At 71.5% G+C, this 13043-nt stretch carries 14 protein-coding genes; 6 read left to right on the top strand and 8 right to left on the bottom strand.

What is annotated here, in order from left to right; all coding sequences use genetic code 11:
• Positions 1-8: 8 nt before the first annotated feature.
• The 3 genes from Pta02_RS06880 to Pta02_RS06870 form a co-directional block, all read right to left on the bottom strand.
• On the bottom strand, positions 9-848 hold the full coding sequence (locus Pta02_RS06880) for an SDR family oxidoreductase (protein ID WP_203873849.1): 840 nt from the start codon (positions 846-848) through the stop codon (positions 9-11).
• Between the two features lie 204 nt (positions 849-1052).
• A complete protein-coding gene (locus Pta02_RS06875) occupies positions 1053-1811 on the bottom strand; it encodes an alpha/beta fold hydrolase (RefSeq protein ID WP_203873848.1) in 759 nt (252 codons plus the stop codon).
• Between the two features lie 151 nt (positions 1812-1962).
• A complete protein-coding gene (locus Pta02_RS06870) occupies positions 1963-2505 on the bottom strand; it encodes a cytochrome b family protein (RefSeq protein WP_203873847.1) in 543 nt (180 codons plus the stop codon).
• 166 nt (positions 2506-2671) lie between these two features.
• Here Pta02_RS06870 and Pta02_RS06865 point away from each other — a divergent pair, with 166 nt between their 5' ends.
• Entirely contained in the window at positions 2672-3085 is a 414-nt protein-coding gene (locus Pta02_RS06865) for an SRPBCC family protein (RefSeq protein WP_203873846.1), read from the top strand.
• Positions 3086-3195: 110 nt separating this feature from the next.
• On the top strand, positions 3196-3558 hold the full coding sequence (locus Pta02_RS06860) for a hypothetical protein (RefSeq protein WP_203873845.1): 363 nt from the start codon (positions 3196-3198) through the stop codon (positions 3556-3558).
• Between the two features lie 122 nt (positions 3559-3680).
• On the opposite strand, the gene Pta02_RS06855 is transcribed toward Pta02_RS06860, so the two are convergent.
• The gene (locus Pta02_RS06855; RefSeq protein ID WP_203873844.1) at positions 3681-4175 is read right to left on the bottom strand and encodes a hypothetical protein; all 495 of its coding nucleotides are present in this window, start codon (positions 4173-4175) and stop codon (positions 3681-3683) included.
• A 368-nt stretch (positions 4176-4543) separates the two neighbouring features.
• On the opposite strand from Pta02_RS06855, the gene Pta02_RS06850 reads away from it, so the two are divergent.
• Entirely contained in the window at positions 4544-4891 is a 348-nt protein-coding gene (locus Pta02_RS06850; protein ID WP_203873843.1) for a DoxX family protein, read from the top strand.
• A 102-nt stretch (positions 4892-4993) separates the two neighbouring features.
• Complete coding sequence (locus Pta02_RS06845; RefSeq protein WP_203873842.1) at positions 4994-5968, top strand: aldo/keto reductase; 975 nt, start codon at positions 4994-4996, stop codon at positions 5966-5968.
• A gap of 21 nt (positions 5969-5989) precedes the next feature.
• Here the strand turns inward: Pta02_RS06845 and Pta02_RS06840 are convergent, their stop codons facing one another.
• Both Pta02_RS06840 and Pta02_RS06835 read right to left on the bottom strand, forming a co-directional pair.
• Entirely contained in the window at positions 5990-8140 is a 2151-nt protein-coding gene (locus Pta02_RS06840; RefSeq protein WP_203873841.1) for a WD40 repeat domain-containing protein, read from the bottom strand.
• 166 nt (positions 8141-8306) lie between these two features.
• Positions 8307-9116, bottom strand: coding sequence for a DUF5995 family protein (locus tag Pta02_RS06835; protein WP_203873840.1), 810 nt, complete (start codon positions 9114-9116; stop codon positions 8307-8309).
• 131 nt (positions 9117-9247) lie between these two features.
• On the opposite strand from Pta02_RS06835, the gene Pta02_RS06830 reads away from it, so the two are divergent.
• Entirely contained in the window at positions 9248-10633 is a 1386-nt protein-coding gene (locus tag Pta02_RS06830; RefSeq protein ID WP_239129758.1) for a phenylacetate--CoA ligase family protein, read from the top strand.
• 11 nt (positions 10634-10644) lie between these two features.
• Here Pta02_RS06830 and Pta02_RS06825 read toward each other — a convergent pair whose 3' ends face one another.
• Positions 10645-11067 (bottom strand): type II toxin-antitoxin system VapC family toxin, encoded by a 423-nt coding sequence (locus tag Pta02_RS06825; RefSeq protein ID WP_203873839.1) that lies wholly within the window; start codon positions 11065-11067, stop codon positions 10645-10647.
• Positions 11067-11318 (bottom strand): type II toxin-antitoxin system Phd/YefM family antitoxin, encoded by a 252-nt coding sequence (locus tag Pta02_RS06820; protein ID WP_203873838.1) that lies wholly within the window; start codon positions 11316-11318, stop codon positions 11067-11069. The genes Pta02_RS06825 and Pta02_RS06820 overlap by 1 nt, the downstream gene beginning before the upstream one ends.
• 200 nt (positions 11319-11518) lie before the next feature.
• On the opposite strand from Pta02_RS06820, the gene Pta02_RS06815 reads away from it, so the two are divergent.
• Positions 11519-13039, top strand: coding sequence for a M1 family metallopeptidase (locus tag Pta02_RS06815; RefSeq protein ID WP_203873837.1), 1521 nt, complete (start codon positions 11519-11521; stop codon positions 13037-13039).
• The last annotated feature ends 4 nt before the right edge of the window (positions 13040-13043 follow it).

Raw genomic sequence — 13043 nt, 5'->3', positions numbered from 1 at the left:
CGGGGGAATCACGACGTACGGCGGAGCAGGTCGGCCAGGGAGGTCGCGGGGCGGCCGGTGATGTCCGGTACGGCGGAGCCGACCCCCGCCAATTCCCCGGCCGCGACGGCGGTGTAGGTCGACACCCAGGCGTCCACCTGCCAGTCCGGGGCGCCGTAGGAGGCGCGGGAGGCGTAGGCCTCCTCCAGCGTCTCGGGATGGTAGGTCACCTTCCTGCCCGTGACCGAGCTGATGATCTCGGCGATCTCGGTGAAACCGAGAGCCTGCGGCCCGGTCAGGTCGTAGGTCCCGCCCGCGTGCCCGGCCGGATCACGCAGGACGGCGGCGGCCACCTCGGCGATGTCGTCCTGCGCGACGACGGCGACGCGCCCCTGCCCCGCCGGACCGCGGATCACGCCGTCCTCGCCGACCATGAAGGGCAGGAAGTCGGCGTACAGGTTGTCGCGCAGGAACGTGAACGGCAGCCCGCTGCCGCGGATGTGCTGCTCGGTGGCCCAGTGGTCGCGGGCCAGGGTGAAGGTGGCCGCCGGGCTCGCGCCGTAGAAGGAGACGTAGACCAGATGCCCGGCCCCGGCGGCGGCCGCGGCGTCGACGAAGGCCCGGTGCCGCTCCACCCGGTCGGGCGTCTCCGAGGCCGAGACCATGAGCACGGTGCCCGCGCCTTCCAGCGCCCGGCGCGCCGCCCCGGCGTCGCCGTACTCGGCCGTGACCACGGTGGCCCCCTCCAGCCGCGGGGCCCGCGCCGGATCGCGTACGACGAGCCGCTGCGCGAGACCGGCCCCGGACAGCAGCCGGGCGATCCTCCCCCCGAGCCTGCCGGTGGCACCGGTGACGGCGATGACGGTCATGCCCCCTCCTCCGCTCTTCGCGCCCGGCCGGGTGGACCGGCACCGCGCCGTCGTCGACGCCGCGGCCGGCACCGGTCATCCGATGGACTCGCTCACGACCACATACCCACACCTGGCGGAGCGTCCTCCCAACCTATCCGGGCCCCGTGGCCCGCTCCGGCCCCGCCGTCCTCTCCGGCCCGGCCGCCCTCCGCTCGGGGCGCGTCATCCGCCGAGGCCGGCCAGGGCCTCCACCCCCTCGCGGACCTTCTCGGGCGCGTCGGAGGGCACCTCGTGACCGCTGTCCTCGGCCACCAGCAGCTTGCTGTGCGAGGACCTGCCCGCCAGCGCCTGCTGCGCGGCCAGCCAGGCCTGGCTCACGCCTTCTCCGCGCCTGACCACCACCAGGGGAAGCCGCTCCAGCGAGCCGACCCGACCGACCTGGCGCTCCACCGCCTCCAGGTCCAGGCCCTCGCGACCCTGCCGCGCCTCCTTCCAGCTGCCGGCGCCCAGCGCGGCCAGCAGGCCGAACCCCGGATCCACGGTGTCGGCGAGCACCAGGCCCGCCACCCGGTCCGGATGCCTGTCGGCCATCAGCAGCGCCGGATAGCTGCCGAAGGAGTGCGCCACGACGATGACGGGGGCCGACGGATCGGCCAGATCCGCCACCGCGGACAGTTCCGCGACCAGGTCGTCGCCCGTCCGCCCGGCCCGCGGCGGAGGCGGGCTCTGCCCGGTCCCGGGCCGGTCGTACCGGCAGGTGCGATGGGTCTGCGACAGCAGTTCCTGCGCCGGGACGAGGTCGCCCGAGCTCGCCCGGTCCCCGATGCCGTGCACCATCACGACCGCCGGGCTCCCCGTCCCCGTGCACACGACACTCTGCCGTACCCCCGCGGCCTCCAGCACCTGCGCCCGCGCCTCCGCACCGCTCCCGCACCCGGCGGCCCCGACCAGAACGGCCGACACCAGCCCCAGCAAACCCACGCGCCGCACCATCGGCTCTCCCCCGGAGGACGTTCTTCGCATCACCGGCAGAACACAAAAAGTCCCCCGAAGTCTGCCAGTCCCCGGCCGTTTGATCACCGGGTTATCCGGTACGGCGGGCCGCCGGCCGATCGCCGGAACCGGTGACGCCTCAGAGCCCGAAGACCGCCAGAAGGGTGAGACCGATGCTCAGCACCACGAACGGGACCGTCCTGGGCTGCCGGGCCGCCTCCCGCCGGGAGGAGACCACCAGCACGGCGCCCACCGCCACGGCCACCAGCAGGTGCAGGCCGTACCACAGGGGGATGGGCGCCTTGCCCAGGAAGGTTCCGGACAGAAGGTCGTCGGCGGCCCCGTAACCGGAGATCCCCGCGAACGCGCCCAGTCCCAGCACCGCGAAGGCGTACCGGAACCGGCCGAGCAGGAGCCATGCGACGGTCCCCAGGCCGAGCAGGATCGAGGAGTGGTGGTGCAGGCCCCGTATGAACGCCCCGCCGCGCACATCGAAGCCGATGTACAGGATCGAGTCGTACGCCGCGCTCAAGGTGACGCCCCGCAGCGGCTCGTAGCCGCCACCGTAGAGGACGGCCTCGCCGCTGGGCTTGTAGAAGAACGCCAGGAATCCCCCGGTGAGCAGGACCACCGCGAAGCAGTAGACCAGCATCTCCCCCAGCAACTGCCTCGCCCGCTCCACGCGGAACATTCCACCACAAAGATCACCCAGCGCTCGCCCTGCGACGGAGCACATCGAACCCCGGCGATGCGCCGGACACGAAGAGGTCCCACCCTATTCCTTCCCCGAACGGCCCTCCGGCTAGGTTGATCACGATCTGTACCGCCTTGAGAGGAGCCCCCGGCCCATGGCCTCCATCCGCCACGAGATCGTGATCGACGCCTCCCCCGAGCACACGTGGGACGTGCTGCGCGACGTCGGAGCCGTGCACGAACGCCTGCTGCCCGGCCGCGTCGCAGCCACCCGGATCGAGGGCGACCAGCGGTTCCTGACCTTCCCCGACGGGCACGTGGTCCGCGAGCTGATCGTCTCGATCGACGACGACGCCCGCCGCCTGGCCTACTCCGTCGTCGAGGGCGCGCGCCCGCCGCTCCGGCACCACCACGCCTCCTTCGAGGTCCGTCCCGAGGGCGAGCGGGCGAGCCGGCTGATCTGGACCACCGACGTCCTGCCGCACTCCTTCGGCGCCGAGCTCCGGATCCGCGTCGAACGCGGCTCGGCGGAGATGAAGCAGGCGATCGAGGCGGCCGTGCGGGACTGAACCGCCGGTCGTCGGAGGGGTGGGACGCGCCTCCGACAATTGGGCCTTATGGGGTGATCGGCGTCACTGACATACTGACCCCACCCGAAATGATCAAGGAGACCGACTCGATGCGTACATCCTTGAAATCAGCCCTCGTCGCCCTCTGCGTCCTCACCGCATCCGCCGTGTTCACCCAGCCCGCCGCCGCCGAGACCTACCACACGTGCCGGCCGGATCTGTGGAGCGGCAAGTGCGCCAGCGGCCACACCCCGGCCAGGGCCGATCTGCACCGGGTGTGGATCGGCATCGAGGCCAACACCTACATCGCCCGCTGGGAGGTCTGGGACCGCGAGACCGGGGCGCGGGTCGGCTCCGGCGAGGTGCGGCCCAACCAGAGCTTCCGCACCGGGATCTACGGCCTCTACGGCAGCAAGTACCAGCTGACCATCAAGGCCGACTGGGGCACCTACGGCTTCATCTGCGACTGCTAGCGGAGCAGGTTCCCGAGCCGGGAACGGGTACGGGTACGGCAGTGCGGGCCGCGCGGGTGAGCCCACCCATGGCGGTCGGGTGCTGCCCGCCCACGCCGCGCCGCACGGCAGCCGATCCGGGATCACGCGACGGCGATGCCGGCGATGATCACCACGGCGAGGAAGGGCAGCATCAGCACGCCGGTCACGATGATCGCCTTCCTGGAGCCCGTCATGATCGCGCCGAAGAACACCGTGGCCGCCAGGCCGAGCCCGAGACCGGCCGGCACCAGGACCGCCCGCCACCTGCCGAACTCCCCGGTGGGCAGCACCCGATCCCCCTCGGCGGTCAGCACGCCCGGAAAGACCTGACCCACTTCCGCCTCAGGGACGGTGTCGATGACGATCGGCGGCCTGGAGGGGTCGTCGAAGACGAAACGCGCTTCGCAGTCGTAGTTCGTGCGCCTCGACCGTCCGCTTCCCACGGTGTGGGGCTCGCACGACAGCACGGTCGCGACGCCGGGCGTGCCCTCGTGGCCGAAGGCCGTCCTCACCTCCGTGCTGACGACTCCGACGATCGTGACCACCAGTATGACGAACAGAGCCATCAGGAAGGTCCCGTAGATGATCCCTCCCACCGTCCCCCGGATGCTCCTCTTGGCGCCCGAAGACTCCGGTGGCCTGGCTGGTGCCGGTTCCACCCAGTAGACCGGGGTCCTCTTCGTCCGACCGGTCATCGCCAGGGGAGAGCGCGGAATCGTGGTCTTGCGCGTACGGCTCACGCCCTCACTGTGGCCGTCGGTGCTTGAAAACGACCTGTGATCGACTGGTAGGCGAGAGGTTCCGGGCCCGCCCACCGGCAGGCACGGCCCCGCTCGTGCCCAGGCCGGGAGCGAGCACGGCGGCCGCACCCCTCCGCTGGAACGCATCGTGAACGCATCGCGGAGTTATCAACCGGGGCTTCCAGGATCGGTGTGACAGAAAAACACCAGTCAGGGAGCACCTCATGTCCACCACCGCCACCGTCGTCACCGTCCTGGCCGCCCTCTGGGTGGGCTTCTCGGCCTTCTCCCTCCTGCGCCGCGCCGAGTGGGTCGTCAAGCCGCTGACGGACTACGGCGTCCCCCGCTCGTGGTGGCCCTGGCTCGGCGCCGCCAAGGCCGCGGGAGCCGCAGGCCTGCTCGTCGGCCTGTTCGTACCGGTCATCGGCGTCCTGGCCGGGATCTGCCTGGTCCTGTACTTCACCGGAGCCGTCGTCACCGTCCTGCGGGCACGCTCGTACTCGACCGTCGTCTTCCCCCTGCTGTACATGGGCCCGGTGATCGCCGCCCTGCTGCTGGGACACGCCGCCTGACGGCCGGGAGCCGCAACCCGCCGCGACGGGCACAGCCGGTGGGCGCCGGATGAGGTCGCGGTCGTAGGCTGGGGGCGGTCATCAAGATCAGGAGGGTTCGCGATGGAGTACGTGCGGCTGGGCTCGACCGGGATGAAGGTCTCCCGGGTGTGTTTGGGCATGATGAGCTACGGCGACCCGGCCAAGTGGAACCAGTGGGTGCTGGACGAGGAGGCCTCCGAACCGATCGTGCGCCGGGCGGTGGAGGCGGGGGTGACCTTCTTCGACACCGCCGACGTGTACTCCTTCGGCACCAGCGAGGAGGTCACCGGGCGGCTGCTGGCGCGGCTGTTCGCCCGCCGTGAGGACTATGTGCTGGCCACCAAGGTGTTCTTCCCGGTGGGCCGGGGCCCCAACGACCAGGGTCTGTCGCGCAAGCACATCCACGCCGCCATCGACGACTCGCTGCGCCGGCTGGGCACCGATTACGTGGATCTGTACCAGATCCACCGCTGGGACGACGAGACCCCGATCGAGGAGACCATGGGCGCCCTGCACGAGGTCGTGCAGGCCGGCAAGGCCCGCTACATCGGCGCCTCCAGCATGGCCGCCTGGCAGTTCGCCAAGGCCCAGCACACCGCCGAGCTCCACGGCTGGACCACATTCGTATCGATGCAGAATCACTACAACCTCCTCTACCGCGAGGAGGAGCGGGAGATGAACCCGCTCTGCGCCGACCAGGGGGTGGGACTCCTGCCGTGGAGCCCGCTGGCGCGGGGGCTGCTCGCCCGGGCCGGGTCGGAGGAGGAGAGCGTGCGCGCCGGGAACGACCCGCGCATCGGGGAGCTCTACACCGACCCCGGCAACGACCGGCAGATCCTCGACCGGGTCGCCCAGGTGGCCCGCGAGCGCGAGGTGCCCGCGGCGCAGGTGGCGCTGTCGTGGCTGCTCCGCCGGCCGGGTGTCACGGCCCCGATCGTGGGCGCGACCAAGGAACGGCACGTCGACGACGCCGTGGCCGCGGTGGATCTGGAGCTGACCGACAAGGAGCTCTCCTTCCTGGCCGAGCCGTACCGCCCGCGTCCCGTCCGGCACTGACGCGGCACGGCCGTCGCGGGGTCAGTGCGCCCGGCCGTACGGCACGGACGTCTCGCCGTACGACCGGCGCCCCGTCTCGTCGAGGACGACGACCTCCCATGAGAACCCGGCCACCAGCCGTCCGCCCGGGTGCCAGGCCAGGGCGGAGACCGGCCAGGGGAAGTGCGCCGGCGGGCCGGTCTGCTCGCCGGTGCGCAGGTCCCAGGTCCTGAGGGTACGGTCCCAGCCCGAGGAGACCGCCCGGTGCCCGCGGACGGCCACCGCCGTGACGCCGTCCGGGTGCCCGCCGAGGGATACGGCGGAGGCGGACCGGCCACCGGAGCGGCCGCCGGAGCGGCCGCCGGACGGTCCGGGACGACCCCGGAGTCCCGGCAGGCGGTCGTCACGCGGGCTCCTCGTGAGACGGTCGCCACGCCGGTCCCCGGGAAGGCGGTCGCCGCGCAGATTCCACAGGGTCAGGCCGGCTCCCCCGACCAGGACGCGGTCGCCCTCGGCCGCGATCGCGTGGACCTGACCGGTGGGAAGGCTCCCCCGCGGCTCTCCGGTGCGCAGGTCCCACAGGTGGGTCACCTCGCCGGCGCCGCCGGTCAGCACGGTGCGGCCGGTGACGGCGATCGCGTTGACCGCGGCGGGGGTCGGCAGGGCCCGGGAGCTGCCCGTGCGCAGGTCCCAGATGCCGACCACGCCGTCCTCGCCTCCGATGACGGCGATCGGCCCCGCCGTGGCGATCGCGTGCACGACGCCGGTGTGGACGGCCAGCGGTTCCCCGTCGCGCTCTCCGCTCTCCAGATCCCACCGCCGGACCAGGCCGTCGCCGCCACTGGCGACGAGGAGAACGCAGCGGCCGCCGACCGTCGCGGTCGCCAGGGCGTCGATGCGGCCGGGTATGTCGTAATCCCGGCGCTGTCCGCGGGAACGGCGCTCATCGCCCCCGGCCGGATCACGGGTCCAGCGGCCTCCCTCGTGGCCGTGCCGGCCGCCGTCGCCGAGGTCGGCGACCGACAGCCAGCGTGCCTCCTCGTAGGCGTGGACCACCACCGGCCATCCGCCGAAGTCGCCGAGGGCGACGGCGCCCACCCGGGAGGCGGCCACCAGAGGCGTGCTCCGCCGTGTACGCAGATCCCAGAGGCGGGCGACCCCGTCGGAACCGCAGGTCACAGCCGTGTGGCCGCTGGCGGCGACGCCCGCGCCGGCCTCGCCGAGCGGCCTGCCCCGCTCCCGTCCCGTGCGCAGGTCCCACACCCGGGTCCGGGCGCCGCCGGTCACCGCGACCGGCCTGCCGTCGAGTACGGCGGTCGCCACCGAGGCCGCCCGGACGGCGACGGTCCGGCCGTACTGCTCGCCGGTGAGCAGGTCCCAGATCCGCAGCGTGCCGTCCTGCCCGCAGGAGACGGCGACGGGGCGCCCGCCGAGACGGGCGGTGGCCACCCCGAGCACCGGCCCGTCGTGACCGGTCAGGGGATCGCCGTGGCGCTCGCCGGTGCGGGGGTCGCACATCTGCACCGTCCCGTCGTCACCGCAGGTGACCGCCATGGCGCGCCCGCGCAGCCCGATCGTGGCCACGGCGTTGATCCGGCCCGCGTGCCCGCGGAACAGCACGCCGTGCAGGGCCTTTCCGGTGCGCACGTCACGGACCCTGAGGTCGGATCCGCAGGCGGCCAGGGCCAGCGATCGCGATCCGGCCCCGACCACGGCGAGTGCCCGGGCCTCGCCGACCTTGTGGCCGTCCAGCGCGCGCGGCCCGCCGGCACCGGTCACATCCCACGCCAGGACCCTCCAGACGTGGTCCGAGACGAGAGCCAGCGTGCCGGCGATCGCCACGGCGTTCAGCCGTTCGTACCCGATCCGGATCTCACGCAGCAGCCGTGCCGTACGCAGGTCCCACACGCGCAGGACGCCGCTGTCGCCACCGGTGACGGCCAGGTTCCCGCTCACGGCCACGCTGATCGCCCCGTCCTGCTGGTTGTCCCAGGAAGGGCGGAACTGCTCGTGCCCCAGCAGGCCGGCCGACCACAGGACCCGCCACGTGTCGTCTCCCGGATCCGGGCAGGGGGGCAGGACACCCCAGGAGTGGCGGGCTTCGTCGACGTGCAGCAACCACCGCCGGGCATCGGGGTCCTCCGTGCCGGCACGCCGCAACCACCGCCGGACGTCGTCTTCCATATCGCCCATATCGGCGCAGGCTATCGGCTGCGGGTCACCGCGCGCCGAGGCTGTTCCGGCTGCCGTAGGGCGAGACCGGCGCCACGCTCAAGTCGTCGGTCACGGGCCGGGGCGGCAACCGGCGGACCGTCACGGTGATCATACGCAGCTCGCGATACGCCGGGGAGGACGGTGCTCAGGCCGCAGACGTGGCAAGGACACGCATCCCCGGCAGGCGCGTCCCGGGGATGCGGCGGATGAGGGACAGGACCGGTCCCACCAGGGGCGGGCCCGTGATGAGCAGGGCGACGGCCCGGGAGTTGAGGTCCATCCGCTCGATGACGGCGCGCCTTCTCCTCTCGGAACCTCCGGCCTCCAGCAGGTCCAGCGCGTTGCGCCAGACCAGTTCCCGCCACTGGGAGATCACCGCCAGCGACTGCCGCCCGGCCGGCCCGCCCAGGGGTCCGGTGAACAGCGGGGCCACCGGGCATCCGTACCGCTCGGCGAGCAGCCGCATCACCACGGGCATGGCGGCCTCCAGGATCCGGTTCACCGCGTCGTGGTCGTGCTTGAAGACGCTCATCGGCCCCGGGTCGCGGCCGGGGGCCAGCTCGCCGATGACCTCGGCGATGCCGAGGGCGAGGTCGAAGTTGATGTGGGCGCTGATGCCCAGTCCGGCGTGCTGGAGCGCGGCCACACCGGGCCTGCCCACCTGCGCGTAGGCGACGGACCAGGCGGCGCAGTCCTGCGGGGCGCCGGACAGCGACCAGGAGAGCGTCTGCAGATAGCGGGCGGCGAACCGGCCGGCCAGCCGGGAGATGAACTCCGGATGCCTGAACAGGCCGGCCGCCATGCCGTCGACCACCCCTTCGGTGATCACCGCGTAGACGTCCGGGAAGATCGCCCGGGCGTCGCCCTCCCGGCGCAGCGTGTCCGACACCTCCCGCAGGGCCGTCAGGGCCTCCTCGGGGGAGGCCGGTATCCGGTTGTGAACGAGGGTTCTCATCAGAAGAGACATGCCGGAAATCCTGGTCAACGCGGGGCGTGTCCGCTGTGTCGCCGTACGCGTTCGGCGACGGTAGAAATACGCGGAGCGGGTCCTGGCCGGGCGCGAGGGCCGGGCCGTACAGTCGGCTGGTGAATCCTCATGACGGCGTGGTCGAGCTGTTCCACCGGGTGGCGGCCTCGGTGCCCGCCTATCGCGTGTTCCTCTCCGAGCACGGCGTCGACCCGGAACGCGTCCGGACATATCAGGATTTTGCGGGATTGCCGCTGACCACCAAGGACAACTACGTCCGCCGTCATCCCCTGCCCGACCTCTGCCGCGACGGCACGATCGGGGACATGATCGCGGTGTCGTCCGGGTCGACGGGGACGCCGACGTTCTGGGCCCGCTCCACGGCCGACGAGCAGGTGATCGCCGAGCGCTTCGAGGAGGTCTTCCGGGACGCCTTCGACGCCCGCGGCCGCCGTACCCTCGCCGTGGTCTGCTTCGCCCTCGGCACCTGGGTGGGTGGGCTGTTCACCACCGCCTGCTGCCGTCACCTGGCCGACCGCGGCTATCCGATCACCGTGGTCGCCCCCGGCAGCGACCGCCGCGAGATCCTGCGGGTCGTCCCCGAGCTGGCCCCGCACTTCGACCAGGTCGTCCTGCTCGGCTATCCGCCGTTCCTCAAGGACGTGATCGACGCCGGGACCGCCCGGGGCGTCCCGTGGGCCGACTATTGCGTCAAGCTCGTCACCGCCGGAGAGGTGTTCAGCGAGGAGTGGCGCACCCTGGTCGCCGAACGCGCCGGCATGACCGACCCGGTCCGCGACACCGCCTCGCTGTACGGCACCGCCGACGCGGGCGTGCTGGGCAACGAGACCCCGCTGTCCGTCGAGATCCGGCGCTTCCTGTCCGCCCGCCCCGAGGTCGCCGGGCGGCTGTTCGGCTCCTCCCGTCTGCCCACCCTCGTCCAGTACGACCCCGCCGTCCGCTTCTTCGAGGAGCACGAGGGCACCCTGCTGTTCTCCGGCGACAACGGCGTCCCGCTGATCCGCTATCACATCGCCGACGAGGGCGGCCTGACGCCGTACGACCGCATGCTCGCCTTCCTCGGCGAGCACGGCTTCCGCCCCGCCGCCACCGGCCCGCGGCACCCCTTCGCCCACGTCTTCGGCCGCAGCCACTTCACGGTGTCCTACTACGGCGCCAACGTCTACCCGGAGAACGTCTCAATCGGCCTGGAGCAGCCGGAGGTCAGTTCCCTGGTGACCGGCAAGTTCGTCCTGGAGGCCGTCGAGGACGAGCACCGCGACCGCCGCCTGACCGTCACCGTCGAACTCGCCCCCGGTGTGACCCCCTCCGACAAGATCGCCCAAGCCGCCGGCGAGTCGATCCTGACCCATCTGCTCCGCCTCAACAGCGAGTTCGCCGCCTACGTCCCGCAACACCGCCAGACCCCCGACATCCGCCTGCGCGAGACCGGCGACCCCGACTGCTTCCCACCCGGCGCCAAACACCGCTACACCCGCGGATGACGCCTGTCCGGTCAGTTGAGCGGCTCGAAGGGATCGACCACGGACACGTCTGTTCCCGAGAAGTCCTTCACGTTACGGCTCACCAAGGTCCATCCGTGCACCCTGGCCGTCGCCGCGATCAACCCGTCCATCGTCGGAAGCGGGCGGACGGCGTTCATCCGCCCCCATTCCTCCGCGACCTCCGGAGTGACAGGGACGATGCGATCACCGAACTGCCGGTGGAGGGTGTGCAGCCAGCGTTCCAGGAGGGTCGCCTGGGCCGGATCCTTGCGTCTGCGGAGCTCGGCTCCGCAGCGGATCTCCCCGACCGTCAGGGCGCTGAGGTAGAGCGTGGGCCCGTGAGACCCGCCGATCCAGTCCCGGACGTGCGGGCTCCCGTTTCTCTTGCGCACTTCGGAGACCACGTTGGTATCGAGCAGGTAGCCGACGCCCATCAGTCGAAGTCCACCTCTCGGGGCAGGTCCCGGCTCCGGGGAAACTCGATGTCGTCGTTCCAGTCGGGGTCTTCCAGGAGGAACTGCCCGAAGTCGGGAGTCTCCCCCTTGAGGCGGCGGTACTCGGCGATGTCGATGACCACGGCCACCTCTTCCCCGTGCCGGGTGACCACCTGAGGGCCTTCGCTCACCGCTCGCCGTACGACCTCGCTGAAGCGCTGCTTCGCCTCCTGAACCTGCCAGCCACCCATATAGCCTCCTGTCTAGTCTGTCTAGACTGAGACTAGATCAATACAAGATCATGCGCAGTCGTGACAGCGGCCTCGGTCTCCGCGCTGATCGGCCCGCCGTTGCGCCTGACCGCGGGGATGACCGGTTCCGGTCAAGTGCCCTGCCTTTTGGCTGCGGTTGACGTAGCTTCGCGAGCACCGGATCTCCCCCGAGGAGGGACATGTTCCCGCGCTCGATCAGGCGTGCGGCCGTGGCGGCCGCCCTATCCCTGACACTCGCCGTACCGCTGTCCGCCCCCGTCTCCGCCGCCGACCGCGGCCCGGGCGCGCCCGGCATCGGAGACGTCTACTTCCCCGACTACGGAAACGGGGGCTACGACGTCAAGCACTACAACCTGAAGCTGGGCTACCAGCCGGGCGCCGACCGGCTGGAGGGTAAGGCGACTCTGCTGGCCACCGCCTCGCAGACGCTGACCCGCTTCAACCTCGACTTCCTGCTGGACGTGCAGGAGGTCAAGGTCAACGGCAGGACGGCCGCCTTCGCCAGGACGGGCGCGCACGAGCTGGAGATCACTCCGGCCCGGGCCCTGACCAGGTTCCTGCCGTTCGTCGTCGAGGTGACCTACGCGGGCACCCCCGGCTCCGTCGAGGTGCCCGGCATCGTCCGGCCGTGGATCAAGCGGGCAGACGGGGCGCTCGCGCTGGGTGAGCCGGAGATCGCCTGGTGGTGGTATCCGAGCAACGACCACCCGGCCGACAAGGCCACCTTCGACATCACGGTCACCGTGCCCGAGGGCAAGCAGGCGATCAGCAACGGCGTTCTCGTCTCCCAGCGCACCTCGCGCGGCAAGACCACCTTCCACTATCTGATGGACAAGCCCATGGCCACGTATCTGGCCACGCTCTACATCGGCGACATCGAGGTGCACAGGGCCCGCTCGTCCACCGGCCTGCCGGTGACCACCGCCTACGACAAGAGCCTCACCTCCCCGCGCCTGGAGTTCGCGAAGGCCAGCGTCGAGCGCACGGCCGAGATCATCGACTGGGAGTCGAGCGTCTTCGGCCGCTATCCGTTCTCCTCGATGGGCGGCTCGGTCGTCAACGAGAACGTGGGCTTCGCGCTGGAGACCCAGTCGCACCCCGTCTACGACTCGATCTTCTTCGAGTCCGGACCCGACGTCAGTGTCGTGGTGCACGAGAACGCCCACCAGTGGTTCGGCGACAGCGTCGCGCTCGAACAGTGGCGCGACATCTGGCTGAACGAGGGTTTCGCCACCTACGCCGAGTGGCTGTGGTCCGAGAAGGAGGGCACGGGCACCGCCGCCGAACTGGCCAACGCCATCTACGACGACATCCCGGCCGACCACCCCCGGTTCTGGGTCAGGGTGCCGGGCGATCCGACCCCGCCCTTCCTCTTCTACGCCTCGGTCTACTGGCGTGGCGGCATGACCCTGCAGGCGCTGCGCGGCGAGGTCGGCGACGAGGACTTCTTCGCCATCCTCAAGGCCTGGGCCAGGACCAAGCAGCACGGCAACGGGGACACCGGCGAGTTCATCTCGCTGTCGGAGAAGATCTCCGGCAAGCAGCTCGACTCGCTCTTCCAGACGTGGCTGTTCGAACCCGGCAAGCCGGCCCACCCGCCCGCGGCGGTGACGGCCCAGGCCGCCAGGGCCCAGGCAGGGCCTCCGGCCTCCTACGAAAGCCACAAGAGGTTCCACGAACTGCTGCACGGCCCCATCTGAGAGG

It is taken from the genome of Paraplanobispora takensis (genome assembly GCF_016863195.1).
Lineage (GTDB): Bacteria > Actinomycetota > Actinomycetes > Streptosporangiales > Streptosporangiaceae > Planobispora > Planobispora takensis.
This window is presented reverse-complemented; position numbering and strand designations above follow the sequence as displayed.